Below are 26,964 nucleotides of genomic sequence, written 5' to 3'. Positions count from 1 at the left end.
AATGAATGGTCAATTAATCCTTTTCAAATGAAAATTGAAGATATTGAAAATATTGAGCTGAAATTTTTGGATCTTGATGATTATCAAGAGTTGAAAACGGCGATGATTTCGGCATATACAAATATGCCTGGTGCCTATTGGAAAGAAGCGCATATCAAATCGTTGATCGATAAGTTTCCTGAAGGGCAGGTGGTCATAAAAATCAATGGCCAATTGGCCGGGGTGGCACTTTCTATTATTGTAGATTACAATACTGTCGACGATAACCATACCTATCAAGATATCACAGGAAATTATTCTTTTAGTACCCATAATAACGAGGGAGACGTATTGTATGGTATAGAGGTCTTTATAAAGCCTCAATTTAGGGGCTTGCGCTTGGGTCGAAGATTATATGACTATAGAAAAGAACTGTGTGAAAAACTGAACCTTAAAAGTATTGTTTTCGGCGGTAGAATGCCCAGTTACCATTTGTATTCAAATGAATTGACGCCCAAGGAATACATAGCGAAGGTTCGCAGAAAGGAAATTCAAGATCCCGTGTTAAATTTTCAGATAAGCAACGATTTCCATCCCGCTAAAGTAATGAAGGGTTATTTGGAAGGTGACGAGGCATCAAATGAGTTTGCCATTTTAATGGAATGGGACAATATTTATTACCAAAAACCCTCGAAAAAAGCCACCGTCAAAAAGAAGATAATTCGTTTGGGGCTTATACAATGGCAAATGCGGCCTTATAAAGATTTGGAGGAATTGTTACAGCAAGCCGAGTATTTTATAGATGCCGTTTCTGGATATCGCTCCGATTTCGCTCTTTTCCCTGAGTTTTTTAATGCGCCGTTGATGGCCAAGGATAATCATTTGTCTACTCCTGACGCTATTCGAGAGCTGGCGAAGCATACCGAGGCCATCGTCCAAAAATTTTCGGAGTTTTCCATTTCGTATAATATCAATATCATTACGGGAAGTATGCCTGAAATTAGGGATGGACGATTATATAATGTAGGATATTTATGCCGTCGAGATGGCAGTATGGAGCGCTATGAAAAATTACATGTGACTCCTGATGAAGCTAAAGTCTGGGGTATGCAGGGCGGTACGCAATTAAAGGCTTTTGATACCGATTGTGGAAAAATAGGGGTGTTGATCTGTTACGATTCCGAGTTTCCTGAATTGAGTCGAATTTTGGCCGATGAAGGTATGGATATTCTTTTTATTCCCTTTTTGACCGATACCCAAAACGGATATTCAAGGGTGCGTAACTGTGCACAGGCAAGAGCAATAGAAAATGAATGCTATGTGGCTATTGCAGGTAGCGTTGGTAACCTGCCGAACGTGCAGAATATGGATATTCAATTTGCTCAATCGGTGGTGTTTACCCCTTGCGATTTTTCATTCCCTACTAACGGAATTAAAGCAGAAGCCACGGCGAACGCAGAAATGATATTGATTGCCGATGTTGATATTGACTTACTTCGTGAGCTCAATAAATTTGGGGCAGTGAGAAACTTGAATGATAGAAGAAAAGATATTTTTGAATTAAAGAAAAAATAAGAATTGAAAGAACTTGAACTGATAGGAAGCGAAGAATGGTGTGTGTTTAAAGACTTAGGAGTTCCTGCTATAAAGGCCCGAATAGATTCAGGGGCCAAAACCTCGTCGATACAAGCAACAAATATTAAAATACATTCGAAAAATGCCCAAGAATGGGTGAAATTTGATGTCAATCCATTACAGGAAAACCGAAGCATCGCCATTCCATGTGAGGCAAAATTGGTCGATAGAAGGATGGTCAAAAGTTCTTCGGGTATATCGGAAGAACGTTTGGTCATAAAGACCCCTGTTACCTTGGGCGATTCTGTTTTCGATATTGAATTGACATTGGCAAACAGAGATACCATGGAGTTCCGTATGCTGTTGGGTCGAGAGGCGATTAATGGACGTTACCTTGTCAATCCGGCGGAAACCTATAAAATTCAGGATTTCAGTGAGGCGCAAATCAATAAAAAGTATGCCCCTTATTTTAAGGAGAAAACAGGACTGAAAATAGCGTTGTTGGCAAGTAATCCTGAATTATACAGCAACAAAAGATTAATGGAAGCGGCCGTGGCCCGTGGACACGAAATTGTGTTTTTGAATGTAGAATTGGCCTATATGAAACTCGATGCGCACTCCCCCGAAATTCGTTATAGGGGAGGGAATATCTTAAAGGAGTTTGATGCCGTAATACCGAGAATCAAGCCATCCGTTACCTTTTATGGCTGTGCTCTCATTCGGCAATTCGATAACCTAGGTGCATACTGTCAAAACTCTGCCGAGGCCATCACTCAGTCCCGTGATAAGCTGTTTGCCTCACAATTATTTTCGAATAACGATATACATATTCCAATTACTGGTTTTGCTAAATCGCCGATGGACACTAAAGACCTTATCAAAATGGTCAACGGAGCACCTTTGATTATAAAACTATTGGAAAGTACCCAAGGTAAGGGCGTGGTATTGGCAGAGACCAATAAAGCGGCGGAAAGTGTTATCAATGCTTTTAAAAGTGTTCAGACCAATATCTTGGTGCAAGAATTTATTAAAGAAGCCAACGGACAGGATATTCGCTGTTTCGTTGTTAATGGCAAAGTAGTCGCTTCGATGCAACGCCAGGCGGCGAAGGGTGAATTCAGGGCGAACATACACCAAGGGGGTAAGGCTTCTATAATACGAATAACCCCAGAAGAAAAAAAATTAGCTATAAAAGCTGCTAAAGTATTGAATCTTGCCGTAGCAGGGGTAGATATTATACGGTCGAACAAGGGGCCACTTTTGTTAGAGGTGAATTCTTCCCCAGGTCTTGAAGGCATTGAAAATGCTACGGGAAAAGATATAGCCAATTCCATGATCATGGCCATAGAAAAGAAACTTAAGTTTAGTTAAATAGGGTCAAAAAAACCCATCGAGCATCTGTGGTATTGCTCGATGGGCACTTAAAAACTAGACAAAGACAAACAAAAGCCCTTAATTATTATTCGACATATTCAAGTTCGCTTATAGCCGTTATTACACCTCCTTGAACTTCCAGTCCTTGGGTTGCTGTGGCAGTTGCAACGTCTATATTGTAAACATAACTACCTGTCTCGGTAGTAATACCGACATATGCTGTTGCCCCATCTTCTGATACGTAGTTGTTTCTTGCCGTGACAAGCACAATATCTTCTACGGCGGGAGTTCCTGATACCTCGGTAACCGTTTCGCTATAGACATCTATAATTGCGAATTCTTTTCCAGTAGTGTATGCCCCCTTTTCTTCGGACAAACCAAGATGTACCAAAAATTTTCCACTTCCTAAGTACATGTGCGTTGTAACATACTTACCGCCGATCGCTTCTTCAACATTGAATAAATAGGATTCATCAAATGTTGTTTCGCCCTGGTTAATTCTAGTAATTGATGATGGTTTTGTTGTACTTAGTTCACCATTGGTTGTAGCCACACCTGATGAAAAAGCGTAGGCATCCCCTTTTTCGTCAACGGTAAGGCCATTAACGAAATATCTTCCAATAGAACTGGTGCGGTCATCGTGTATGACGGTTTCCAATTCCATTTCGGGATAGGAATAGACTGCAATATTGGCTTCATCGGGATAATCTGTTCCAAAAGTATCATTACAGCAAGCCTTAACCGTGAAATATGGCAAGTAAATTTTATCACCAACTTGGGTGATCCAAGAAAAGAAAGCAAGTTCCCCATTTTCCTTATTTGCCAATTCCTGGGTGTTAATTTGACCTTCAGCTACGAATTGGGAGGTTTCGGTATCTAAGCGATACCAATAGGCATATGGAGACTCTGTATTTCTAGAAATCTTTATTAATAGAATGTCGTTATCGACAGCTGCAAATGCCTGTACCGTTTCTGATTGAAAGTCTGATAATTTATCTAAGGTTCCTTCTTCGTTCAATTCATAAGTGGTTACAGCCCCTGGATTCCCTTGACCGTATAAAAGGCTGAAAAATTTGTTGTTGTTGGTTACGTAGTACCGATAAGTTCCGTCTTGTTCGACCCCATTTCCCTCGGTACTTATAATGCCTTGGTTAAGTTCGTCAGCTGTAAGGATGTAATCTGCGACTCCTTCCGAAGCTGTAGGGGTTGCCGTAATTATGTATTTTGATACGGCTGTCGGTGTTTCTTCTTCCTCTTCTTTTTGGGTGGAATTGTTGTCGTCACTACTGCAGGACATAAGAAATACAGTTGATGCAAATAGACTTAAATAAAAATGATGCTTTTTCATATTATACGTGTAAAAATTGTGTTAGTGATTGTTATTTTAAATTGGAGATATTAATTAGACACCTTGGGTTATTACAAAGACTTGTGGTGACATTTTGTTTTAAACCTTGGGCTTGTATTGTGTTACGGCTATGTTGGAATCGACAATATCAGCTATCGTTCGATTTAAGTGAATGTATTTTGTCTGCTCATGAGGTTGTTTTTTGAGGGTTTAAAAAAAAGTGTATTTGATTTTACCGGTAAAACTTCTACCTGGTTTTTGTAGGCTAAAATTGTCGTATAGGTTTTTGTTGCCAAGGTTTCGGCATTCCAAAGTAATTTGTAAACTCTTTTTGAAAGAGTAGGTCAAGTTGATATCATGTGAAATTTGTTCAGGTATATCAAGTTTATTACTGCCAAGGCTTGGCCAATAGAGATAAAATGCATGAACGTATAATGCATTGTAACCTATGTTTAATTGGTGGCCCTTGTTCCATAAGTTATTAAAGGTATAACTGGCATCTGCATTCCCGTATAAATAGGGCATATTAGGAATTCGGTCGCGGTATACGACACTTTCAATAGTTTGTCCTTCTTCATATTGGGTATTGTTCCTAAGGTCTTGATATGTCATGTTTGCTCCGATGGATAGGCGGTCGTTGTAGCTATAGCGTATCTCGGCTTCTACACCTAGGTTGGTAACGTTTCCAAGATTGTCCATTACTTGCATGGTCTGGTTACTATTAAGGCGTGGTCGAATAAAGTCGGCCGCATCCCTGTAAAATCCGCTTGAATTTATATTTAATCGATGCTTCTTTTTTATGGTATGCCAATAACTGACTCCCAAATTGTAGTTGTTGCTACGTTCGGGTTTCAGCTCGATATTGCCTTGTAGATTTATCAAATCACCATACAATTCTTCAGTCTCGGGCAAGCGATAGCTTTTTTCATAAGACACCTTTAGCTGTAGGTTGTCATTTATAAAATGAGTTACGGCAATTCCATATCCCAGATGATTGAATTTGTTTATTTGGTTTCTATAAGCGACATCGCCGTAATTGCCCGAAGGATTATACGATTGTGAGAATTTATTTTGTTGAAAATATTGTTTTAGAAAAAGCGAAGCGTTCCAATTTTCCCTTTCATAATTATACCCCAGACCGGTAATATTTTTTAGCGTCTTTTTTGGGTGTTCATAAATAGCGTTGGCAGGATCTAGTTCGTTTTCTCCCTTTCTGTTGAAAGAATTGACCGTATTGCTTAAGGCAAGACTGTGATTTTTGTTAAATCTGTAGTCCCAATTAGCGACAACAAGTGCGTTGTTATTACCATATTTATATAGCGAATAAGAGCGTTCGCCACCGGGGTTTTCATAAGTTTTGAAGTCACCGAACCAATTGTACCTTCGATTCAGCGTATCGATATTTTTTTCTTTTCCAAAATTATAATTCGCATTGAACCTAAAATTCAATTTTTTTACTAGAAAATCATCTTTCTTGTATTTTAGACTGGGCATAATCGTGTTACCCTTTCTATGCCATCCCCCAAAAACGCTGACAATTCTTGCCCCTGTCTGAATTTCCTTATAGCTGCTTCCTAAAGTGATGCCTATCAATAGTTGATCTGCGTAGCTCTTGTCTACGAGTCCGGTATTGACTATAATAGTCTCATTATGGTAGGTGTCGTGAAAACGTTCCACGGTTTGATCTGGATAGTATTGCCCAGTATCGATGTCGGCCACATCTACGTTGACCTTATAGTTGTTGTTAGAATAATTCTGAAAGGCATTTATTTGTGTAATGAATCCGGAATCGGAGACATAGACAGCGTTGATGGCCGTGCGATGTGTATTGAACGAGCCGTAAGAGTAAGAGGCATCTACATGACTTTTTGCGTAGGTATTTGTAATAATATTTACGGCTCCGCCCAGGGCATCTGAGCCTAAGCCTATAGGAACCACACCTTTGTACACTTCAATTCTTTCCGCTAGATTTATGGGTATGTTATTGATTTGAAATGAAGAACCAAAGTTATCCATCGGAATACCGTCTATAAAAAAACGCACTTGTTTGCCTCTAAATCCGTTGATTGAAAAGTTCATCTGTGAACCTACGCCCCCGCTTTCACGAACGCGTATACCTGATACACGATCTAAGGCGTGGCCTAGGTCTAATGTCGTATGATGTAATTTTTTGGCATCTACTACTCCAACGTTGAAGGCTTTCTCCTTGACTTGTTGCACAACACTTTTGCCAGATACGGTAACTTCATCAAGTGCATAGGCCGATTCTTGTAATCCAATGGCTAGATTGCGTGTTTCCCCATGTTGTAATTTCAAGGTTTGTGTATGGGTCTTGTAGCCGATATAGGAGCTTTCTATGGTAAAAGTGCCTTCCCACTCACCAGATAGCAAAAAATGACCTTTTTCGTCAGTAACCTTTCCTTTTCCTAATTCTTTAATGACAATCGAAGCACCAAACACGGCATTGCCGGATGCATCGGTCACTTTGCCGGTAATGGTGGTCTTTTCTTCTTGTGAAAGTGCGGAAAAGGAAATTAGGGCGAAAAAAAGAATTAAGAGTCTCATGTGAATAGTTTGTGTCAATGAAGTGTGATAGTTTTTAGAGGTTTCATCGTAATGAAAGGTTCTGTTTCAATGTATTCTTTAATATTAATTTAGACTTAATAAATATAATTGCGAAAGTACGGGCAATGATTGATGCTGTTTATACGCAATACGGAGAATAAAATACGCCAAACGGAATAAGGCCTAATTCGTTGAAATTTCTAGTTTAGCTTTTGAAGATTTTTTTGCACGTGATGATTCTTTAGGCTTTCTCAACTTAAAAAAGACCAGCAGCGCTATTGTTGAAAGTAACAACCAAAATATATCGACAACGAAGATTTGGGAGTATCCCTTTTGCCATGCTACCCATGGCCAATTGCCCGTAACGATACCATTTGAAATGGGCACGAAAATCCCCAAAATAGCACCTAGTAACAAAGAAAATTTATTTGTAAAATGATTGTTACGTTTTAGAATAAACAACGCACTTAGCAACAACCAACCCCAGAAAAAGACATTATATATGAAATCCCTTCTACCATCGCCGTAATTATCGGCGAACAGTTTGACCACCACGAAGATTATAGCTGTGATAGGGTATAGACTTAAGCAAATGGCCATATAAATGCGTACTAACCAAGTATTAAAATTTCTTTTGTGTTCAGGAAGGTTCTTTCGGTCGCGGGCAACAAGCCAAATAAGAACACCTGAGAGTATTACAAAACAAGTTATAAGTCCTAAGGCAAAATAAATGAGTTTCATGCCATAACCCCCAAAATCACCGAAGTGCAATCTTTTGAGAAGATCGGTTGCTCCTTCTGCATATGAGGTGCGGCTGTAGGGGTCTTTTTCTCTTATTATTGTACCGTCTTTTGCTCTAAAGACCAAATACCCTGTTCCCAACAACTTGTCATCGAAACTGGGGCTTCCTGATACTTTAATATGCATATTTTTATCACCGTAATTGAATATCTGTAATTGGTGTTGCTGTAATTCTGGCCATTTTTCAGTTGTTTGGTGCATAAATTGATTGATGGAGACTTCTTTTTCCAAATTTTCTCCTTTAAACGGGTAGTCGTCGGGAGCTTCGTACTGTGCTGCTTCTTGAAGTTTTTTAGGGTTGTCGTCAAACATGAGCGATTGAACAGGGGGTAGCATTACCGTATAACCGATGATAAGGTAAGCTCCGGTTACAGCGAACATAAATTGATAGGGTAACCCTATCATACCCAATGCGACATGGGCATCTGTCCAAATGGTTTTCCATTTGGCTTTGGGGCGGAAAACGTAAAAACTCGAAATAATCTTTTTCCAATGCACGATAACCCCGGTCAGTACTGCAAAAAGAAAGAAAAATGCCACCAGACCGGCCAAAAAATAACCAGACCGGCCAAAAAGGTTCAATTGAGCAAAGAAGTGGAGCCGGTAAAAGAATTCTCCCAAGGAGTAGTTTGACCCGTAATCTTTTTTCTCAAAGGTGTCCATATTCATATAAAAGAAATTTCCCCTTCTACCTCTTCCCGAAGGTTCTTGTATGGTGGTATCTTTTGAACGTGTCATTGAGACACCTACTCTTTTTTCAAAATACCTGTGCGAGAAAGAAAGGTCACGGCCATATAGCCGGCGATCTTTTGCTAAAACTTCAAGCGCTTTGTCGAAATTAATCGCTTTGAAATAATGTTCCCTTATGGGTTCATTCCGTTCCCACGCGTTGATTTCATCCCTTAAAAAGGTTATGGATCCTGTGAAAAAGATAACATATAGGGCTGCACTAATTATAATACCACTGATGGTATGGGTATGAAAAAGAATATTGTAAACTCTATTTGCCATTAGATATATATTGAGGAGCGGTTTAGGTTAAATAAATCAGGAGGGCCAACACTGCAGTTGCCAAAAGATAAACACCCCAAATCTTTATACCATTTTTGGCCATAAAAGCGAAAATCATCAGGGTAGCCCAAAGTATAAATCCGAAGAATCGTAGCGTAATTAGGGCGTCAGGCGTGTTCCACCATTGTAATAATGCCATATGAAAGGCTTCAGTAAGGATGTAACCTCCCACGAAACCCGCTGATATTTTTATAAGTCGTTGCCATGGGGATTTGGTCAGATATTTTTTATTGGCTGGCATTTCAGTATAAATAAAGTTCTATAAAAAGCATTGCAATCAAAATCACTATCAGAGAGGTTATAGAGAAAAAACGTAATGGAGATATCAACACGGTTAAACTTCCTATGGTCATTAAGATGACCAAAAAAGAAAAGGTTCCGGAACCCCAACCTAAAGTTATTATGGTAAGGCTGAGACCTAAAAATAAGAGGGTGAATCCAATGGTTTTCGCTTGTTTGGGCTTCTTTGCAATCCATTTTTGCAATTGAAGTTTATGAAGTAAATCAGCTCGTTTCGATGTGCTGTACAAAAAATAAAAGCCTATTAATGTTACAGCGCTGGCTACAGTTATCATTTTTACACTCGTTCTAAAATAATTCTTAAATCTTTTTAAGATGGTCTTTAAGAAATGGCTTTGACTACTTCCTTTTTAGCTTCTTTTTTTGACCCATCAAACCCTTCAACACCGCCAACCGTAGTATATTTCATTACATATTTTTTATTGGGATGGATGATTTGGTACGCAAACTGGCACATTACGGCGGCTTCGTGAAAACCAGATAGAATGAGCTTTAGTTTTCCGGGATAGGTATTGACGTCGCCTATGGCGTAGATACCATTAATATTGGTGGAGTAGTCTTTGGCGTTGTTTACTTTGATGGCATTTTTCTCTATCTCTAGCCCCCAATTACCAATGGGTCCCAATTTGGGTGAAAGTCCAAACAAGGGAATAAAGCAATCGGTCTCTACATAAATTTCACCCCTATTATCGTGGTTATATTTTATGATAACAGCCTCGAGTTTTTCATCACCATATAATTTTTTGACTTCAGCTTCTGTGTACAATCTGATTTTACCTGATTTTGCCAATTTTGCTGCTTTCTCAACGGAGTCTAATGCACCTCTAAATTCCTTTCTACGGTGTACCAGTACTACTTCTGAGGCTATATCGGCCAAGAAAATTGCCCAGTCGAGTGCAGAATCCCCGCCTCCGGAGATAATGACTCTTTTATTTCGATAGCGTTCCGGATCTTTTATGATATAGGCGACCCCTTTATCCTCAAAATATTCAATATTGTCAATCAAAGGTTTTCTTGGCTCGAATGAACCTAATCCCCCAGCGATGACCACAACAGGAGCATTGTGTTTTGTTCCCTTATTGGTTGTGACCAAAAACGAATTGTCCTCAAGGCGCTCGAGAGTGTCAGCCCGTTCCCCTAGGGTAAACCCAGGTTCAAAAGGGCTGATTTGATCGATAAGGTTTGTGACCAAAGCTCCGGCCAAAATCTCGGGAAACGCTGGTATATCATAGATTGGCTTTTTAGGATAAATTTCTGAACACTGGCCACCTGGTTCAGGTAAAGCATCAATTAAATGTGTTTTTAATTTTAATAGTCCTGCTTCAAAAACAGTAAAGAGTCCTGTTGGTCCTGCCCCAATGATGAGAATATCTGTTGTTATCATAAGATGTTTTCATTTACAGGTTTACCGCACCGATATAATAGTGGTGATTATTCTATGTCTTTTGTTATATTTTTCTCCACTGACATCCTCGGCTTGTGATGCCTCTAATTGGTAAATTCCGCTATGAAGTGAGGTGAACGTAGCGATACCGGCGGCGTTTGTCGAAATGGTTTTGCTCCAGCCCTTGGGGTCAAAAACCGTCACATGCATACCGGAAAGGGGTTGCTCGCCATCAGTGAGGGAAATAGAAACCACACTATCTTTTTTTACATTTCCGTTTCCCTTTTTACACATGAACAAACCTGTTTTGTTGGGGGTGACTTCATCTTTTTTCACATTGCCTACGGTAACCACCGCAGAGGAGTTAAATTGATATTGGGTCTGCGCATAAAGAGCGGCTACATTGTGGTGAATGGATAATTTGTAAACCCCATTGAGTAAGGGAGTAAATACAGCGTTAAAATGATCTTTGTTTTTTGTGACTCCAAGTTGCGATGAGGTACCATCGGGCAATGTTAGCCAGAGCTTAAATTCAGATGTGTCTGACCACCAATCGGCTATAAGCTCTCGGTTCTCGTTGGGTTCTGAGTAAAATATTGATACTTCATGGGCTACACCCTTTTTTCCTCCAAGATTGGTTTGAATAAATAGCGCATGGGAAAAAAGGCTCGTGCAGTTGACAAGAAAGATGCCGGTTATTAATAGGTATTTAATAGATTTCATTTTTTGATTTTAATTGGTATGTGGCGTAGAGAAAGACAGTTCCCTTACTTTTCTATTTATTTAGACTTAATTTAAATAATAAATTTGGTGCGAATGTAGTGTTTGGAGAATTTAAAAGGTTTACGTGAAACGGAGGAAATTATACGTGAAACGGAATATTAATTCGTTTCCAGGGGACACCGATGCATTTATTTCGGGATGCCTTTTGTGCTTCTTTCTTCTTAGCCCGAACTCAGTAAAGTATTGGGTAACCCCATTTTATCGGGCTGGGATAGTTTACCTTTTATGTTCAAAATTGTGCTTTCAATAGGGCATCTGTTTTCAAATTGATTATCCCTGTTTTGTCTATTTGATTTTGTGCTGCTCCAAGGTGCTGTCGATTTCTAATAGGAAACGTGTTCCCATAATTAAATCTTCCATCTGTTCAAGTATTTTGTCGTTCACCTTTAAGCAAATATCTACTAGAGGAGTGGCACACCATATTTTATTGCATTTTTCCCCTCCGCAATCCCTACACTGACATGGGGTGTCTGATTCCCTGACCATAGTCAACAAGTGTTCCAAATCGGCTTCTGACATGAATATGCCTATGGTATCGACTACTAATTGAATTGTACATATTGGGTTAGGCGCATTATAGATTCTGAAGCACGCACCATATTCATTTTTATAAATTAATTCCATGTTCGTCTTTTTTTTTTGGTTACAAATTTTAGTACCGAGATTTTATACTAATGGGGTTATCCTTTAATAAAATGACTTCTATTTTTATTTAGATTTATTATAAATAACTATATTTGAGCTCAAAACTATTCCTTTCAAATGCTAAATCAAATACGTAAAACGGAGAATAAATTACGCCAAACGGAATAATGTCAGAAATCAATATAACTGTTGAAGGTAGCAATGAAACCTCATTTGATTGTGGTTCAAATAGCAGGGCAGTAGATGAATGCGGTACTTTGGAGATTCATACAAAACTCCATACGGAACATGCCCAGGGTTGGTATAAAGAACTGATATTTGAAAATTTTAAAGTAGGTTTCGGATTCTTGAACGCAAAACGACAATCAATAATCAACTTTAATTTCAAAGGTCAAACCATTGAGATGATTTTTGTTCTAAAGGGCTCTTTTGTTATTGATATATTGGATGCGGAACATACTTATAATTTTGAACCAAATAAGCATAATATACTTTTTTACACCAATTCATCGGGGCGTACAATATTGGAAAGGGGGGATGTTTATATATTTCTTGTAAACCTATCTCCTCATTTTTTTGGTCAGTTCTTGCCCAATGAAAATGAATTTATTGATTTTGTGGCCCTAATGCAAAAGAGTAGAATGGGACAATTTCAGAAATACAATTGCCCTATTACCCCTAAATTGGGCTTTTTGATACATGAAATTATAGATTCAAATTGGCAAGGGCATTATCGTAAAATGCACATCAATGCCAGGGTATTGGAACTATTATTGCTGCAATTGGACCAATTTAAAAGCGATGCAGAAACTAAAATTAGAAAGGGACTTACCAAAAATGAAGAAGAAAAAATTTATAGGGCCCAAGAATATATCTTAAAACATTATAAAAGGCCATTGACTCTTCAATCTTTATCTCAAAAAGTAGGTACAAACGAGTTTACGTTAAAAAAAGGGTTCAAATCAATTTTCGGTACTACCGTATTCAGATATATCACCGATTTAAAAATGGACAGGGCAAAGAATCTGCTTATTGAAAGGCAATTGACCGTAGGGCAGGTCTCGGAAATTGTAGGATACAAGAATCCACAACATTTTTCCACGGCTTTTAAAAAAAAATACGGGATTACCCCTGGTAAGATGAGGAGTTGACCGAACTTACCTATTTTTTTTGACAAACGAATGTTAGAGCAGAATCTGCTTATAGTTCATTAAGAAATCGAACCTTGAATTTATTTTAGGTTCTGCAACATCTCTTTTGTCGTTTTCCCTAAATCGAACGCTGCTTTCCAGCCCCAATCTGCCTGCGCCTCTGAATCATCGATACTACTGGGCCAAGAATCGGCAATTTGCTGTCGAAAATCCGGGTCATACGAAATGATAAAATCAGGAATACTTTTTTTAATGCTTCGCGCAATTTCGGCCGGGGTAAAGCTCATGGCCGCTAAGTTATATGATGATCTTTCCTTAATGTTGGTAATATCGGTTTTCATGATGGCCATAGTAGCACGAATAGCATCGTCCATAAACATCATTGGTAAATTCGTATCCTCCTTTAAAAAGCAGGTGTATTCGCCATCTGATAGGGCCTTGTGATATATTTCAACGGCGTAATCGGTGGTTCCGCCGCCAGGCATCGTCTTCCAGCTTATGAGTCCTGGGTAACGAATACTTCGCACGTCTACACCATATTTGTGATGGTAATAATTGCACCATCGCTCTCCTGATTGCTTGCTGATGCCGTACACGGTACTAGGTTCCATGATGGTATGTTGGGGCGTGTTCTTCTTTGGAGTATTCGGACCAAACACAGCGATGCTAGAGGGCCAGAAAATAGAACTTATCTTCTTGTCTTTGGCCAAGTTCAATACATTAAAAAGAGAATTCATATTTAAATTCCAGGCCCTCATAGGAAACTTTTCAGCAGTCGCACTTAACATGGCCGCCATAAGATATACTTCGTCTATTTCATAATAGGCCACAATTTCCTCAAGAGCATCGTAATCGGTGGCATCTAAAATTTCAAAGGGGCCTGAATTCATTAAGTTCTCACCTCCTTCACGAATATCACTGGCAATAACTTGTTCATTACCATATTCTTGCCGCAAGGCTAAAGTCAATTCGGTACCTATTTGTCCGCAAGCACCCAAAATAAGAATATTCTTTTGCATTAAAATCTAGTTAAATCCGTTAGCCTTCAAAGATACCGTTTATTAAAATTTGTACATTCGCCCTATGGGTAAATTATTTATTTCATGCTCCATTTTGCTTTTGTTTTTCTCTTGTAAAGAGAACAAGCGGCCTGTGGTGGTCGAAGATACAGCTGATTCAACGATTGTGACGGAACAATGGCCGAAGAAAACTGTGATCAATGCAAAGGCAACTGACATAATAAAAGATTGGCCGGAGTTTTCGGCGTTGGATACCGCTTTCGACGCACTTTACTCGGTGGAAAATTCTGAAGATGTGAAATTGGTTATCGAAAATCTTATTGAGAACCAAAAACTATTGGAAACTTCCAAATATCCAGAGGATTTTGATGTGCCCCAAATAAAAAGTCGGCAGAAAGTCTTTAAAACGTATATCTTAAAGACAAAAGGCAACTTAGAATATCGTTTGGACGTAAAAGAACCGGTCTTGGAAATGATTACTGCCTACAATGCCTTGTGCCACCAGTTTAATGTTATCGTAAATAATACGCTCGACACCAAGTTGATACTCGAGGAATAGGGATAAATCCAAGACATTCCTTTCTGCCTTCACAGAAAAGATAAGAGAATCTTATTAACCTTTGGTTTACGCTACTCTTTTTTCTCGCCTTCTGGAGCCGGTGGCGGATTTTTCCTAGCCTCAAGTGCTTGCTTGCTGAGGCTGGCAAGATTAAAGTTGGGGTCAATTTTCAAGGCCTCATCAATAAATGTAATGGCGGCATCGACATTTTCCTTGTCTGTATTAAAAGCAACGAGGCCTTTAAGATGTAGGAAAGCAGCTTTTAAAGATACTTCGTAGGGTTGTTGTCGCTCGTAAAAAGCATACTTCATGTCATCTTTGGCATTGGCGATACCATATTCAATATTTGTAGAAGCACCGGTAATATCGCCTGTTTGTATCTTTAAATCTGCCAATTCATAGGCTAGATATGGGTTAGGGGTTCTTTTATTAAGGATTTCGAACTGCTCCAATGCCCGTTTGGGTTGATTGATGGCCTTTAACGAAATGGCCTTCACCTGTACGGCCAAATCGGAGTCTGATTCGTCTTTTTCTACCCCGATGGTGTTCAGGGCCTGCATATGTTTATTGTTGTTGGCATAAATATAGGCCAAAGTATCCTTTCGTTCTTTTGATGGAGAAAGCACGTTAAGATGGGTAAGGGCACTGATTACGCCGTTCATATCGCCTTGTAAACGCATTTCTTTATAAAAAGCTTCGTAGTGTTTTTGCAATTCACTTGTGCTCTGGCCAACGCCTATAAAACCTGCCATTAATAATAGTACGGATAATGTTCTCTTCATCACTGTTGAATTTTGGTGCGCTAAACTAATAAAATATTTTTTGCTATTCGTTAATGAAACCGTTAAACCCGTACAAGTCAACAAAAAAGGACGCCGAATGGCATCCTTTTACATAAGTAGAATAGAATTTCCGCTTAAACTATTCTAAGTGTTGTGTTTTTATGCTCGTTCGAATAGGAATGTAAGAGCCCGGCATAAAAGACCAAGCTTTTACTGTCGTTGTCAAGGCACGTTTTTAAAAAATCAATTAGATTTTGAAATAACAAGTTCACATGCAGGGTCGGCATACCTATGTTTACATTTTTTGGGTCATAATCTTTGTCGTCTAAAATGATATCCATTGCTACTCTTCCACGATGATAATCGATTACGACGTCTGCAGCGTTGTAATGGTTTTTTAAAATTGCAACATGCAAGTTTTTGTATTTTTGGGGAACCTTTTGCTTCGGATAACTTACGACAATTAAACTTTCGATTTCTGAAAGAATGCGCCTTTTTAAATTAGAATTTTCCATGCAAATAGTTTTAAAATTATGAAATAAAGGTACTTTTTAATCGATGAAATGCCTGTTGCATTAACATGATTGGGTGGTTTTTGTTGTGAAAGTGTAATTTTCTGTGGTGAATCAATCAGTTATTGATGTATTGAATCGAAATCCTTTAACAGTAATTAGGCGATACGACCTAACGCATTTTTCAAACTGTGAAGTATCGTTCATATAGTCGGGAATGGGGAGATTCCTTTTCAAACAAGCTTGGGTGTAGTAATCCTTTTTTGATGGATGATACGGGTAAACGGCATTAAAGAGTTCGTTCCACCAGGCCTCTTTTACAATCGACTTGATGATTCGAATACAATCGACTTGATGAATAAGATTGATAGGCGCCGAACCATTTGAAAGCCCTTTTTTACCTGATAGGAAGTTCACAGGATGGCGGTCATCACCAATGAGGCCGCCAAAGCGTATAATTGTTGTTTGTACTTCTTGGTCACTGCGAAATAAATCTTCACATGCTAACAGTTGTTTTCCCGAATCAGTTACAGGTCTCGGAATAGTAGTTTCGGTTACCTCTCCACGATTGTCGCCATAGACCGAAGTGCTGCTAACAAATATTATTTTTTTAACATCCGAATTTTTTACCGCTTGATGCAACAGCTTTATTTTCTGCAAGTAATTTTCTGCATTGTTGCCTCTAAGCTTTGGAGGAACATTGACGATCAAGATGGTTGTTTTTGAAAGAAAATTAGCAATAGAACCGTCAATTCCGTCTTCGGAAAGGCGAATCAAGAAAGGATTGATAGCTTTGTTTGCGAGTTCGGCGCATTTTTCTTTGGAGGTCGTCGTTCCATAAACATCATATCCATCCTTTACAAAAGAAGCTGCCAAAGGCAACCCTAACCATCCACAGCCAAGTATTCCGATCCTAGTTTTCAAAAGTCCTATTTTTCATCGCTACCAATTAACCCCTAAAATTATGAAATTCAAATGGCCTAAAGCGTTTTGTCCGGTTTATTTAGATTATTCAAAATAAATCACTATATTTAAGATTATCCTAAAACCAAATCATATGGGAATCAAGAGTTTTCAAGGAATACGCAGGTCGACGAAGAAGGAATTTGATGCACCTATTTTAGTAGAAGATTATATGACTACAAAGTTGGTGACCTTTACCCCTGACCAATCTATTTTAGAGGTAATGGAAGCCTTTGCAAAGTTTAAAATTTCGGGTGGTCCCGTGATGGATGATAACGGGTTTTTGGTGGGTATTATTTCTGAAGCCGATTGCATGAAGCAAATTTCTGAAAGCCGTTACTTTAATCAGCCCATCTTGGATAAAAGTGTGGAACGCTACATGACGAGCGAAGTAGAGACCATACCCCATGATATCACTATTTTCGATGCTGCGGGTATTTTTGACAAGCACAATAGAAGAAGATTACCTGTGATGAAAGATGGTCTTCTGGTGGGTCAAATAAGCAGAAAAGATATCGTTGTCGCCGCTTTAAAATTAAGTGGGCAGAATTATAAGTAAACATTGTTTACTTAATTACAGATTATAGAATTAGTGATGCTCCCACTTAGGGAGCATTTTTTAGTTTGGAAAGCCTTGAATGATACTTGGGGCCTAGTCTAAATATAAAAACGGCCATTGTTACAGGCCGCTCAAAGGAAGTTGCTTCAGCACATTGTTCACTTGAACCAGATGTCTCTGATTGTGATACACAACGACCCTAAATGTATCGCCCAATCTCAATTTGATAAACTTTGAAATACTAATTGCCGTCTTTGTTTTGTTCAGGTTAACCCCTTTCGCCCTATGTAAAAGTTCCAATAATGTTTTTTGCTGTGACAAAAACCGTTCAATGCTTGTTTTGTTCAAAGAGAGGCCATTGGGATTCTTGTCTTTAAAAGTTTTCATTTTATTGGGCTTCTCTTTTGGAAGCATGCTTTTCGCAAAATAATCTCCTAATAGACCGGCATAAAAATTGACTGCAGGCAGAGCACTACTTTTTGCCATCCTGTTGGCTATTTCGGGAAGATAAAAATCTCCGTAGCGGTTTAAATGTTCGATACACTCTAAAATACTCCAAGTATGGGGGCTGCTTTTATAATTAAGTTCCTCTTTTGATTTTGTATATAGGTTTTCGGCTTCCGTCATACAATTTTCGGTACGTTCAATCAGGTCGGCTAAAAGTTCTTTTGATGCTACTTTCATTATTTTTTTTTACAAAGATGCCCACTTTGATGGGTTTAAATATTGATTGAAATCAAGATTTTATAATACGTGACAAGGTTTCTGGAGCCATTCTCAAATAAGAGGCAATATATTTATGTGGTATTTCTTGAAAAAGCTGAGGACTTCTTTCTAAGACTCTTCTGTATCGTTCATCAGGGGATGAAGTGAGTATATCACGTTCTCTTTCCATTTGCTGGTATATAAGTTCTCCCAGTACAGTGCGCCAAAGACTACTGTTTTCAGGTGAATTTTCTATGAAATGAAGAAATGCCTCTTTGCCAACTACCTTTAGCTTCGTTTTTTTTAGTGCTTGAATGTAGAGGTCAGATGGTCTGTTGGTAATAAACGAATCGAGTGCCGCAATTATATTGTTTCGATAACCCAACCGAATGGTATGTTCTTCTGTCTCATCGATAACAAAAATGCGCAAGCTACCATTCACTATAAAATAAATGTTGCTATCTATACTATTCCCTTCCTTTACATATTCATTTCTGTTTACTGATAACGTACGTTCCCATATTCCCAGGTTTTCCATTTTTTCTATAAGTATTTGGGCAGCGTTCATTTTTTTCTAAAGGGGTGATTGATATTTTTAAAATGGTCGGAATGGGGTAGTTTATTCGCGTTTAACAATCATGTAATAGTCGTTTTCTAAGGGGAGATAACCTAAATCGTAAACAAAATAATAGGTCGTTCCTTTTTTTGTAGTGTAAAGATTGGTGATAAAATCAAAATCGAAGCCTTTGTCGAGCAAGCGAGTACGCGTTGTTCGTGTTTTACCCTCTTTCAGCTGAAAACTATCAAGCACGCGGTAGTTTTTTCTCAAGCGGTTGTTGATATTGCGGATGAGATTCTTACTGTCTTTGTTGACTTTATTATTGTAGGCATTGCGACAGTAGTCGGAACAGTACTTTTTGTCGACCCGACCCTTGATTTTCTCCCCACATTCCAAACATTCTTTTTCCAAATTAGAGCTGTCTTTTATAGTTAAATTTTACTTCCTCTTTTATTTCATCTGCCTGTTCGATCAATGCATAAATATTGATTTCGGTATTGCTAATTTTTTCAAAGGTAAAACCATCGAAATAAATCCGGTTGTCTTCTCTTTTGACGAATTTGAAACGTTGCACCTCCTCTTTTTCTTCCCATCCTTTTAAGTCGCTTCCAAAATGTTTAAGCTCAAAAACCAAGGTTTCACCAACTTGCCGTATATGTCCCAGTTCATAGAATGCTACTGCATTGTCGACAACGAGTTTAAAAGAAAATAGCATTGAATTACCTAAAGGCGGACCCCAAATTTCTTCTGTAATGCCACCAAAAGCTTCACCTATCCAATGGCCTTCCATCCACGCAATTTCAGATAAATTCATTTTAGGGACGATGCTTCCTTCTTCGTAAACAACTGTATTTTGTGCATGAGTACCGATACAAACTAGTAAACAAAGGGATAAATAATGATTCATTGCAACGAATTTATACACAACAAGTTACAAATTATCCGATTACAAACGACTAGGATTTTCGACTGTAAATTCAATTTGATGATTGCACGGAATCGATTGAACGGTACAAATTTCGCATGACTTTGATTTTTTGACTGTCTTCGGCGACGGCGTTGGTGGTGAACATCATTACTCCACTCGATGGATAAGTGAGACCGCCCTTCAAAACCGTCGAGAATTCTTTGGCCGATATGATATGTGGATCATTATGTGCCTGAACAATCGGCCAGACCTTCGGCGAGGTATCATTTTCGATAGTTAACCTGTCGCACAACCAAGCGACATTTTCGGCTACCCAGGTTGGTTTCCGTTCCATTCTTCCATGATAGACCATTGGGGAAAATACGTCGACCGTCTGCTTTAGAAGGTCATAATCTAACCCGAGAATACGGCGTCGGGCTTGATTGAACTCTGCATCGGTCCATGGACAATGGTATAGCCCCAAAAGGGCATTGGGTCTCATTTCTGCGAGAATACCTTTAATTTCTTTTGCCCACGAAGCAATCACTTGACATCGCCATTCGCGCCATTCTTTTTCCTTATTCTCAAGAATCCATTGGGCTTTTTTCGCAGCGGTACCCTCTGGAAGTTGAATGCCGAAATCTTCTGAGAAGGTTATTAAGCAACTATCTGAAAAACAGGTTTCGGGAAGTATAGGTTCGGGGTCTTCAAATTGGGCGTGCCAATGTACGTAGTCCATCCAAACACCATCGAGGTCAAATGCTATCAACAATTGACGCAATTGGTTCATACGGTAGTTTCGAAAACCGACATCGGTCGGGCATACGCCCATAAACCAAGTAGCGGCCTTCACCTTTTCTCCTTTTTCATTTATAGCCCAAGCTTCGGGGTGTTCGTCCACATAGTTTTTTCCGTTTAAGGTCGCAAATTCAGCAAATACCAAGGCACCTTCAGCTTTGGCACGATTGATCATTTCACGGGTCAAAGCGCCACTATGTACAAAAATAGAATTGACACCAAGCGATTTCAAATTATGGCCTTTTTCCCATAACGGTTTTGGGTTGCCGTAAACTCCCCTGATTTCAATTGTTTTTTCTACTTCTTGCGAGAAGAGCTGTGTTGACGGACCAATACCGAAAAAGAGAAGAACTAAAACTAAGGCGATGCGTTCCATTTTTACTACTGATTATTGTTCTATGATAATATCGTATTTCTGAAGCAGACCTACAACTCCCGGGGTGGCGAATAAGGCTTTTTTCACTCGATTACTTTCAGGGTCTAAGGCATAATTATAAGCCGTTCTAAAATCGGCCCTTTCCAAAAGACTGTTCTGAAAAATAGCGCCTTTAAGATTACATTGATCAAACTGGCACCCGCTTAAATCAGTTTCGGTAAAATCAACACTTTCAAGTTTAGAGGCTATAAAACGGGTGTCTTTAATTTTTAAATGATAGAAAGAGGCAAAGTTAAGTATACAATTTTCGAAAGTGAATGACATGAAAAAAGAATTGCAATCTGAAAATTTGACGCCTACCAGCTTAGATTCTTTGAAGTGGCAATCTTTGAAAATGGTATTGGTGGTATTGGTATTACTCAGGTTGCACGCTATAAATGTACATTCCATAAAATGTTGGTTGGCAAGATCCCCTTCGGCAAAATTGCAACGTTCGAAAATACAGTTCTCGTATTCAGCCTTGGGAAGCCGATGCTTGAGGTAATTAAAATCTTTATAAGTTTTGTCGGTAATAAAAGGGTGCTGCATTTTCTTTCTTTTTTCAAGTCTCTGTTATTTCTCTTTTTGAAATACGGTAGGTATATCTGGAGGAATTCGGAGTAGAATTTTATTGGCTTTAAGAACAGGTTCTTTGAATTCCAAGTACGGGAATCCTCCTGAATTTTCCCTAATCTAGCATTTTACATTGTTTTACTGAATTATAAATCGTCGGGTTCGATATGAATCAAGACATGACCTAAGTTAGGTATTTCCTTTTTAAGGGTGTTCTGAAGTTTGTGAGCTAAATCATGTCCTTGGGTTACCGATATTTGTCCGTCGACCATGGCGTGTAGGTCCACATGGTAATACATACCTGCTTTACGTATATAACACTTTTCGGTGCCCAAGATTCCATCGACTTGTATAGCGACGGCCCTGATTTCTTCAATGAGGTCGTCATAGACATGCTCGTCCATAATCTCACCCAAAGCAGGCCTGAATATTAAATAACTGTTGTATAATATAAAGCCAGATGCCAAAAGTGCCGCCCAGTCGTCTGCCGTTTCGTAGCCTTTGCCAAAAATTACGGCAATAGAGATTCCAATGAAGGCTGTAACCGAAGTAATGGCATCGCTGCGATGGTGCCAGGCATCTGCTTTTAGTGATGTACTGTTCGTTTCTGCCCCTTTTTGAACTACGATGCGATATGATATTTCCTTCCAAATAATGATTGCACCAAGCACTAGTAAGGTCCAAGGTTTAGGTGTTTTATGGGGAATTCGTATATGTTGAATACTTTCATAGGCAATAATTGTCGCCGAGGTGACCAGAAAAGCGACCACTAGGAAAGTGATGAGCGGTTCTATTTTTCCATGCCCATACGGGTGGTTTTCATCTGCGGGCCGCTTGGCGTATTTTAATCCGAAGAGTACCAATAGGGAAGCGAAAATATCGGTGGTAGATTCAATGGCGTCGGCAATAAGTGCGTATGAATTTCCGAAAAAGCCAGCTAGGCCCTTGACCAGGGCCAACCCCATATTACCTATAATACTGAAATAGGTGGTGCGAATAGCAATCTGCGCATTGGTCTTTGTTTTCTTTGTCAACTAGCTTAAGATTTCTTTTTAGATTGTTTCTTGGCAGTTGCTTTATCAATGTTCTCGCTCACCCTGAATTTGACGATTTTGGCAATTAATTCCAATGGCATGGGTTTATCTATCGGGAACTGAACCGACCCTTTTCCCGTTGTGTAGCCCGAAAGCTCTTTAGTAAAAGCATTGTTTCCCGAAGGAAGTGCATAGAAACCGATATGGTTTTTAAATGCGGCGAAATGCACCAAAATACCATGAAGTTTGAAGGTAGGTACAGCATAGCTGATGGTTTCCTCGGCCTCCGGTGCCGCTTTTTTGATGGTGTGGCGCACTAGTTGCAAAATTTCCTGTATTTCTTTGGGGAAACCTTGTATATATTCATCCACACCATTTTTTACGTTTTTCATAGGAGTCAAGTAATAGCACTATTTTGACTTTCTTATAATTTTACCAGCTTCAAAGTCCTTGTTATATGCGGTAATTTCGTTTTTATCGTGTTGTATCCATGGGCCTTTTATGTTATTCTTAAAATTCCCCACTTGCCAAAGCTGGTCCGTTTTACGATAGAATTTCCATTCCCCATTCATTTGTTCATTTTAAAAGGACATCTGGCTTTTAAATACCCATTTTCGAAAAAGTAAGTGAAGTTATTATTCAATAACTCGTGGTTTTTTCGCCCGTTGGAAAATTATTTTTCGCTCCACATACATTGGAATAAAGAGGTCAAGGGTTTTCCGTATAGGCCTTGAAATTATCCAAGATAGCCTGCCATCCAGAGCGTTGCATAGCTACCGGATTCTCGGTTTCGGGTTCAAAGGCTTCGACAACTTCCGTTATACCTTCTTTTTCAGAAAAGGTAACGACAACCTTTCGGTTATCACCAAGGGTATAGGCAATACGCTTATGAGGTACTACCTCGTCATAAGTGCCCTCGAAGTCAAAACCAAAACTACCGTCTTTGGCTTCCATTCGTGAGGTAAATTTACCTCCGACCCGAAGGTCGTTATCTGCGGTTATTGTGTGCCAATCTTCAGAAGCTGTATTCCATTTGACAATATGCGAGGGGCCTGTCCAATAGTCCCAAACTTTATGTATGGGAGCGATAATTGATGCCTTTATTGTAACCTGGTCCATTTTCTTAAAATTCTGGGCTTCTCTAAATTAAGGCAAAAAAATAATATGGCAAATGGTTAAGCTAGGATTATAATGCATGGTAAATAATGCCGTCGATCCATTTCCGCAACGGCGGAACCCCCTCTTTCCCTAAAGAGGGGGGCAAAAGCTGCTTTCATTCTTTGATCAACTAGTTATGGCCTAGATCACAACTGCATTTGGGAAGTGTAAAACTTTGTGATGACTCATGCCATTTAAAAGCTGCATTATATCGATTGTTTTCCCACCAGAATTTAGTGCGTTCCTTGTCGGTATTCCCAATTTCGTTCATTGAGTCGGTATCAAAAAGACGGCCGTTGACCATGGTGTATTTCACGGTTTCGGTATTTCTAATATCCTCCAAGGGATTTTTGTCGAGCACAATCAGATCGGCCAGTTTGCCTTCCTTTAATGATCCGATGTCATTGCCCGCTCCAATATATTGCGCGCCGTTAAGGGTGGCGGCACGTAAGGCCTCCATATTGCTCATTCCTCCTTGTTGTAGCATCCATAGTTCCCAATGGGCGCCGAGGCCTTGCAACTGTCCGTGACCACCAAGGTTTACTTTTACCCCTTCATCTGCCAAAGCTTTTGTTGTCTTACTGACTAAAATATGGCCATTTTCGTATTCTTCGTCAGGCACCATGGTGCGATGCCTTGAACGTGCGTCAACTATAGCACGAGGCGTATATTTTAAGAGTTTTTCGTTTTCCCAAACCTGATCTTTTTGGTAGAAATAGTACTCGCCGTTCATACCGCCATAGTTGACGATAAGGGTAGGGGTATAGCCCGTTTTACTGGTTTTCCAAAGTTCTTTGACATCTTTATAGACCGGTGCTACAGGAATATTATGTTCAATACCGGTATGCCCGTCCATAATCATACTCATGTTGGTGAAGAAGGTAGAACCTCCTTCGGGAACTACGTTCATTTCCATTTCCCGGGCGGCCTGTAAAATCTGCTGGCGTTGTTCGCGACGGGGTTGATTATAGCTTTTTACCGATTTGGCACCGAAAGCTTTTGTTCTTTTGATGGAAGAACGGGCGTCATCCAAATTATTGACCACCGCCTTGAAATCCCCATCGGCACCATAGAGGATAAACCCCGTGGAATAAATCCGCGGTCCGACCATGTCACCACTCTTGACCAATTCTGACATTGTAAACACCGTTTCGGTATTGGCAGAGGGGTCGTGTGCCGTGGTTACCCCAAAAGCCAAATTGGTGTACAAAGGCCAATGCTTTTGAGTGGTCAATCCGTATCGAAAGGCACCTAAATGGGCATGGGCGTCGACAATGCCGGGCATAATAGTCTTGCCTTTGAGGTCATAGACTTTGGCATTTTTTGGAACGGTAACCGATGCAGTAGCACCGATTTTTTCGATCCGATTGCCCTTGACGATCAGCGTACCTTCTTCAATGACTTCGTCGCCCTCCATGGTAATTATACGGGCATTGGTAAAGGCGATAATTCCTTGAGGTGTGTCAGTAGTAATCTTCAAATTTATTTTGATGCCTGTGCTATCGGGTTTGGCTACCTTTTCGGGGGAGCCGGGCAAGAAGGTAAAACGATCTTTGATATCGTTGGTAAAGTATTCGTCGCCCAATGTCCAATGTACTTTGTTACTGTCTTTCGACCAATGGATGTTGATGCCCGCGTCTTTTGCAATTTGCGAGACGGGTACAGATTTCGATTTGTCATCGAGGTCGATTTCGGTTCCGTTCAAGACCAAGGGCGCGATATAGGCCTTATGCAAATGCGTAAAGGCAATCCATTGGTTATTAGGGCTGGGAACAAGACGGTTGGCATATTTTGATTTGATATGGGTCCTTTTATCCTTTCCGTTACCATCGACGGAAACCAAGGTTTTGGTCAAATCGCCAAAATAGGTGCCTCCGGTCTGGTAGAAAATGCGATTGCCATCTTTGCTGAAAGTTGGGTATTCCCCCTTTTCAGAAATCAATTTTACATTGGTCCCCGTTGATGACATCGTATAAATACCAGGGTTTTTGGTAAAAGTTGTTCCTTGGTCGTTGTTGCCGTCTTCCTTTCGAAATATTATTTGGGTTTGTGAAGGATTATAGGCGGGTGTTCTGTAGATTCCTTTTTCAGCGGTGAGCTTTTTGGGTGTTCCTCCGGAAGCCGATACCGTAGAAATGCTTCCTAAATTTTCGTCGTTCCAACTAACATAAACAATTTGTTTTCCGTCGGGAGCGAAATTGGGTTCGAATTCAAAATTGGTAGACTGTGTCAAGCGCTTAGGTGTGCCATTGGGCAGTTTTTTGCTCCAGAGATGCCCTAGTGCACTAAAAACAAGAGTTTTTCCATCAGGGGAAGTGACCGCATGCCGAATCACTTTAGACGTGAAAGCTTCCGGGGCAACCGGACTTTCAATATGAAGGGTTTCCGCTATCTTGATGTTGGCATCGACGGTAAAGGGTATGGGCGTCACCTTGAGGTTCTCAATATCTATTTTCTGTATTTTTCCTCCAGACCAAAAAACCAGTTCTTTATTATTGGGCATCCAATTGAAATTGGCATACACCCCAAAAATAGCCCAAGCTTCTTGCTGGTCTTTGTTCAATTGGTCATAAACGGGCCATTCTTCCCCCGTTTCAAGATCATGTAGGTAAAGCACCGATTTGGTGCGTAGCCGTTTGACAAAAGCCAGTTTTTTGCCATCGGGAGATACTTGTGGCCTGGCAGCGCCTCCAGGGCCACCGGTAATCTTCCTGGTTTCACCTGTTTCGAAATCGTATCTTTTGATAGCATAGATTTGTTTGTTGGGGTCTTTGTTGTATTGAAACGAACCTCCGGGATATACATCTTCACTGTAATACAAGTACTTGCCATCGGGGGAAACGTTGGGTTCATTGACATCTTGTTGGTCGTTTTTTCTTTTGGTCAATTGTAGTCCCGTACCGCCACTGATATGGTATTGCCACATTTCACCGGCACCCAGGGAACGGCCTGAAGTAAAGTGTTTGCGCGCCACAAGGTAATTGCCGTCGGGCATCCAAGTGGCATTGTTCAATAATCGAAAGTCTTCTTTGGTAAGTTGCTTGGCATCGCTACCGTTGATGTTCATCATCCAAATATTATCGCCTCCACCGGCATCACTGGTAAAAGAAATGTGCTTTCCATCGGGACTAAAACGAGGTTGTACCTCAAAAGGAATTCCCGTACGTAATGGCGTAGCTTTGCCACCTGAAATAGGAAGGCTATAAATGTCGCCCAGCAAATCGAAAACGATGGTTTTTCCATCCGGACTCACATCAAGATTCATCCAAGTGCCTTCATCGGTCGTGAACGTATGGTCTTTATAGTTAAAATCACCTTGGGGATTAGCGACATCCCATTTACCCCCCGTTGTATCTTTTGAGTCTTTTTTGTCGTCTTGTGCCGAAAGTTGTAAGGCTATTAAAAGTAGCGCTACAAAAACTAAAGTTCTTTTCATTGGTGGTCT

Annotated in this window: 26 protein-coding genes; 5 read left to right on the top strand and 21 right to left on the bottom strand. The window is 39.8% G+C overall.

Annotated elements, in window-relative coordinates; all coding sequences use genetic code 11:
* The first annotated feature begins 27 nt into the window (after positions 1-27).
* Both AACZ88_RS18915 and rimK read left to right on the top strand, forming a co-directional pair.
* The gene (locus AACZ88_RS18915; protein WP_339713740.1) at positions 28-1,554 is read left to right on the top strand and encodes a carbon-nitrogen hydrolase family protein; all 1,527 of its coding nucleotides are present in this window, start codon (positions 28-30) and stop codon (positions 1,552-1,554) included.
* Between the two features lie 3 nt (positions 1,555-1,557).
* Complete coding sequence (rimK, locus tag AACZ88_RS18910; protein ID WP_339713737.1) at positions 1,558-2,925, top strand: 30S ribosomal protein S6--L-glutamate ligase; 1,368 nt, start codon at positions 1,558-1,560, stop codon at positions 2,923-2,925.
* Positions 2,926-3,013: 88 nt separating this feature from the next.
* Here rimK and AACZ88_RS18905 read toward each other — a convergent pair whose 3' ends face one another.
* The 7 genes from AACZ88_RS18905 to AACZ88_RS18875 all read right to left on the bottom strand — a co-directional run bounded on the left by AACZ88_RS18905 (position 3,014) and on the right by AACZ88_RS18875 (position 11,804).
* On the bottom strand, positions 3,014-4,225 hold the full coding sequence (locus tag AACZ88_RS18905) for a DUF4374 domain-containing protein (protein ID WP_339713734.1): 1,212 nt from the start codon (positions 4,223-4,225) through the stop codon (positions 3,014-3,016).
* Positions 4,226-4,486: 261 nt separating this feature from the next.
* Positions 4,487-6,841, bottom strand: coding sequence for a TonB-dependent receptor (locus AACZ88_RS18900; RefSeq protein ID WP_339713731.1), 2,355 nt, complete (start codon positions 6,839-6,841; stop codon positions 4,487-4,489).
* Between the two features lie 183 nt (positions 6,842-7,024).
* Positions 7,025-8,653 carry a PepSY-associated TM helix domain-containing protein gene (locus AACZ88_RS18895; protein ID WP_339713728.1) on the bottom strand — a complete coding sequence of 543 codons (1,629 nt, stop codon included), beginning with the start codon at positions 8,651-8,653 and terminating at the stop codon, positions 7,025-7,027.
* A 22-nt stretch (positions 8,654-8,675) separates the two neighbouring features.
* Positions 8,676-8,954 carry a hypothetical protein gene (locus tag AACZ88_RS18890; RefSeq protein ID WP_339713726.1) on the bottom strand — a complete coding sequence of 93 codons (279 nt, stop codon included), beginning with the start codon at positions 8,952-8,954 and terminating at the stop codon, positions 8,676-8,678.
* A 381-nt stretch (positions 8,955-9,335) separates the two neighbouring features.
* On the bottom strand, positions 9,336-10,397 hold the full coding sequence (locus tag AACZ88_RS18885) for an NAD(P)/FAD-dependent oxidoreductase (RefSeq protein ID WP_339713723.1): 1,062 nt from the start codon (positions 10,395-10,397) through the stop codon (positions 9,336-9,338).
* Positions 10,398-10,418: 21 nt separating this feature from the next.
* Positions 10,419-11,120, bottom strand: coding sequence for a hypothetical protein (locus AACZ88_RS18880; RefSeq protein WP_339713720.1), 702 nt, complete (start codon positions 11,118-11,120; stop codon positions 10,419-10,421).
* Positions 11,121-11,465: 345 nt separating this feature from the next.
* Positions 11,466-11,804 (bottom strand): hypothetical protein, encoded by a 339-nt coding sequence (locus AACZ88_RS18875; protein ID WP_339713717.1) that lies wholly within the window; start codon positions 11,802-11,804, stop codon positions 11,466-11,468.
* A 188-nt stretch (positions 11,805-11,992) separates the two neighbouring features.
* Between AACZ88_RS18875 and AACZ88_RS18870 the strand changes: the two genes are divergently transcribed.
* Positions 11,993-12,976, top strand: a complete 984-nt coding sequence (locus tag AACZ88_RS18870) for an AraC family transcriptional regulator (RefSeq protein WP_339713714.1) — start codon at positions 11,993-11,995, stop codon at positions 12,974-12,976.
* Positions 12,977-13,056: 80 nt separating this feature from the next.
* On the opposite strand, the gene AACZ88_RS18865 is transcribed toward AACZ88_RS18870, so the two are convergent.
* Complete coding sequence (locus AACZ88_RS18865) at positions 13,057-13,995, bottom strand: NAD-dependent epimerase/dehydratase family protein (RefSeq protein ID WP_339713711.1); 939 nt, start codon at positions 13,993-13,995, stop codon at positions 13,057-13,059.
* A 64-nt stretch (positions 13,996-14,059) separates the two neighbouring features.
* Between AACZ88_RS18865 and AACZ88_RS18860 the strand changes: the two genes are divergently transcribed.
* Positions 14,060-14,554, top strand: coding sequence for a hypothetical protein (locus AACZ88_RS18860; RefSeq protein WP_339713708.1), 495 nt, complete (start codon positions 14,060-14,062; stop codon positions 14,552-14,554).
* Between the two features lie 71 nt (positions 14,555-14,625).
* Here AACZ88_RS18860 and AACZ88_RS18855 read toward each other — a convergent pair whose 3' ends face one another.
* The 3 genes from AACZ88_RS18855 to AACZ88_RS18845 all read right to left on the bottom strand — a co-directional run bounded on the left by AACZ88_RS18855 (position 14,626) and on the right by AACZ88_RS18845 (position 16,772).
* Positions 14,626-15,336, bottom strand: coding sequence for a hypothetical protein (locus tag AACZ88_RS18855; protein WP_339713705.1), 711 nt, complete (start codon positions 15,334-15,336; stop codon positions 14,626-14,628).
* 134 nt (positions 15,337-15,470) lie between these two features.
* On the bottom strand, positions 15,471-15,851 hold the full coding sequence (locus tag AACZ88_RS18850; RefSeq protein WP_339713703.1) for a hypothetical protein: 381 nt from the start codon (positions 15,849-15,851) through the stop codon (positions 15,471-15,473).
* A 111-nt stretch (positions 15,852-15,962) separates the two neighbouring features.
* Complete coding sequence (locus AACZ88_RS18845) at positions 15,963-16,772, bottom strand: SDR family oxidoreductase (RefSeq protein ID WP_339713700.1); 810 nt, start codon at positions 16,770-16,772, stop codon at positions 15,963-15,965.
* A gap of 133 nt (positions 16,773-16,905) precedes the next feature.
* Between AACZ88_RS18845 and AACZ88_RS18840 the strand changes: the two genes are divergently transcribed.
* Entirely contained in the window at positions 16,906-17,370 is a 465-nt protein-coding gene (locus AACZ88_RS18840; protein ID WP_339713697.1) for a CBS domain-containing protein, read from the top strand.
* A gap of 120 nt (positions 17,371-17,490) precedes the next feature.
* Here AACZ88_RS18840 and AACZ88_RS18835 read toward each other — a convergent pair whose 3' ends face one another.
* The 10 genes from AACZ88_RS18835 to AACZ88_RS18790 all read right to left on the bottom strand — a co-directional run bounded on the left by AACZ88_RS18835 (position 17,491) and on the right by AACZ88_RS18790 (position 26,955).
* Complete coding sequence (locus tag AACZ88_RS18835) at positions 17,491-18,054, bottom strand: DinB family protein (RefSeq protein ID WP_339713694.1); 564 nt, start codon at positions 18,052-18,054, stop codon at positions 17,491-17,493.
* 52 nt (positions 18,055-18,106) lie between these two features.
* Complete coding sequence (locus tag AACZ88_RS18830; RefSeq protein WP_339713691.1) at positions 18,107-18,643, bottom strand: cyclic nucleotide-binding domain-containing protein; 537 nt, start codon at positions 18,641-18,643, stop codon at positions 18,107-18,109.
* Between the two features lie 51 nt (positions 18,644-18,694).
* Positions 18,695-19,045, bottom strand: coding sequence for a hypothetical protein (locus tag AACZ88_RS18825; RefSeq protein ID WP_339713688.1), 351 nt, complete (start codon positions 19,043-19,045; stop codon positions 18,695-18,697).
* Between the two features lies 1 nt (position 19,046).
* A complete protein-coding gene (locus AACZ88_RS18820) occupies positions 19,047-19,541 on the bottom strand; it encodes a DUF6265 family protein (protein ID WP_339713685.1) in 495 nt (164 codons plus the stop codon).
* 70 nt (positions 19,542-19,611) lie between these two features.
* Positions 19,612-20,715, bottom strand: a complete 1,104-nt coding sequence (locus tag AACZ88_RS18815) for a hypothetical protein (RefSeq protein ID WP_339713683.1) — start codon at positions 20,713-20,715, stop codon at positions 19,612-19,614.
* A gap of 12 nt (positions 20,716-20,727) precedes the next feature.
* Entirely contained in the window at positions 20,728-21,303 is a 576-nt protein-coding gene (locus AACZ88_RS18810) for a pentapeptide repeat-containing protein (RefSeq protein WP_339713680.1), read from the bottom strand.
* A gap of 170 nt (positions 21,304-21,473) precedes the next feature.
* Positions 21,474-22,361 (bottom strand): cation diffusion facilitator family transporter, encoded by an 888-nt coding sequence (locus tag AACZ88_RS18805; protein WP_339713677.1) that lies wholly within the window; start codon positions 22,359-22,361, stop codon positions 21,474-21,476.
* A gap of 5 nt (positions 22,362-22,366) precedes the next feature.
* The gene (locus AACZ88_RS18800) at positions 22,367-22,753 is read right to left on the bottom strand and encodes a DUF1801 domain-containing protein (protein WP_339713674.1); all 387 of its coding nucleotides are present in this window, start codon (positions 22,751-22,753) and stop codon (positions 22,367-22,369) included.
* 316 nt (positions 22,754-23,069) lie between these two features.
* Positions 23,070-23,480 carry an SRPBCC family protein gene (locus tag AACZ88_RS18795; protein WP_339713671.1) on the bottom strand — a complete coding sequence of 137 codons (411 nt, stop codon included), beginning with the start codon at positions 23,478-23,480 and terminating at the stop codon, positions 23,070-23,072.
* Between the two features lie 169 nt (positions 23,481-23,649).
* Complete coding sequence (locus AACZ88_RS18790; RefSeq protein ID WP_339713668.1) at positions 23,650-26,955, bottom strand: amidohydrolase family protein; 3,306 nt, start codon at positions 26,953-26,955, stop codon at positions 23,650-23,652.
* Positions 26,956-26,964: the final 9 nt, after the last annotated feature.

It is taken from the genome of uncultured Kriegella sp., assembly GCF_963975415.1.
GTDB lineage: Bacteria > Bacteroidota > Bacteroidia > Flavobacteriales > Flavobacteriaceae > Kriegella.
Note: the sequence above shows the minus strand (reverse complement) of the source record. Positions and strands in the feature narration are given on the sequence as shown.

Coding starts and splice junctions, on each gene's coding strand:
- AACZ88_RS18915 (WP_339713740.1), top strand. CDS start 28: ATGAAAATTGAAGATATTGAAAATATTGAGCTGAAATTTTTGGATCTT.
- AACZ88_RS18905 (WP_339713734.1), bottom strand. CDS start 4,225: ATGTCCTGCAGTAGTGACGACAACAATTCCACCCAAAAAGAAGAGGAA.
- AACZ88_RS18900 (WP_339713731.1), bottom strand. CDS start 6,841: ATGAGACTCTTAATTCTTTTTTTCGCCCTAATTTCCTTTTCCGCACTT.
- AACZ88_RS18895 (WP_339713728.1), bottom strand. CDS start 8,653: ATGGCAAATAGAGTTTACAATATTCTTTTTCATACCCATACCATCAGT.
- AACZ88_RS18890 (WP_339713726.1), bottom strand. CDS start 8,954: ATGCCAGCCAATAAAAAATATCTGACCAAATCCCCATGGCAACGACTT.
- AACZ88_RS18885 (WP_339713723.1), bottom strand. CDS start 10,397: ATGATAACAACAGATATTCTCATCATTGGGGCAGGACCAACAGGACTC.
- AACZ88_RS18880 (WP_339713720.1), bottom strand. CDS start 11,120: ATGAAATCTATTAAATACCTATTAATAACCGGCATCTTTCTTGTCAAC.
- AACZ88_RS18875 (WP_339713717.1), bottom strand. CDS start 11,804: ATGGAATTAATTTATAAAAATGAATATGGTGCGTGCTTCAGAATCTAT.
- AACZ88_RS18870 (WP_339713714.1), top strand. CDS start 11,993: ATGTCAGAAATCAATATAACTGTTGAAGGTAGCAATGAAACCTCATTT.
- AACZ88_RS18865 (WP_339713711.1), bottom strand. CDS start 13,995: ATGCAAAAGAATATTCTTATTTTGGGTGCTTGCGGACAAATAGGTACC.
- AACZ88_RS18860 (WP_339713708.1), top strand. CDS start 14,060: ATGGGTAAATTATTTATTTCATGCTCCATTTTGCTTTTGTTTTTCTCT.
- AACZ88_RS18855 (WP_339713705.1), bottom strand. CDS start 15,336: ATGAAGAGAACATTATCCGTACTATTATTAATGGCAGGTTTTATAGGC.
- AACZ88_RS18850 (WP_339713703.1), bottom strand. CDS start 15,851: ATGGAAAATTCTAATTTAAAAAGGCGCATTCTTTCAGAAATCGAAAGT.
- AACZ88_RS18840 (WP_339713697.1), top strand. CDS start 16,906: ATGGGAATCAAGAGTTTTCAAGGAATACGCAGGTCGACGAAGAAGGAA.
- AACZ88_RS18835 (WP_339713694.1), bottom strand. CDS start 18,054: ATGAAAGTAGCATCAAAAGAACTTTTAGCCGACCTGATTGAACGTACC.
- AACZ88_RS18830 (WP_339713691.1), bottom strand. CDS start 18,643: ATGAACGCTGCCCAAATACTTATAGAAAAAATGGAAAACCTGGGAATA.
- AACZ88_RS18820 (WP_339713685.1), bottom strand. CDS start 19,541: ATGAATCATTATTTATCCCTTTGTTTACTAGTTTGTATCGGTACTCAT.
- AACZ88_RS18815 (WP_339713683.1), bottom strand. CDS start 20,715: ATGGAACGCATCGCCTTAGTTTTAGTTCTTCTCTTTTTCGGTATTGGT.
- AACZ88_RS18810 (WP_339713680.1), bottom strand. CDS start 21,303: ATGCAGCACCCTTTTATTACCGACAAAACTTATAAAGATTTTAATTAC.
- AACZ88_RS18800 (WP_339713674.1), bottom strand. CDS start 22,753: ATGAAAAACGTAAAAAATGGTGTGGATGAATATATACAAGGTTTCCCC.
- AACZ88_RS18795 (WP_339713671.1), bottom strand. CDS start 23,480: ATGGACCAGGTTACAATAAAGGCATCAATTATCGCTCCCATACATAAA.
- AACZ88_RS18790 (WP_339713668.1), bottom strand. CDS start 26,955: ATGAAAAGAACTTTAGTTTTTGTAGCGCTACTTTTAATAGCCTTACAA.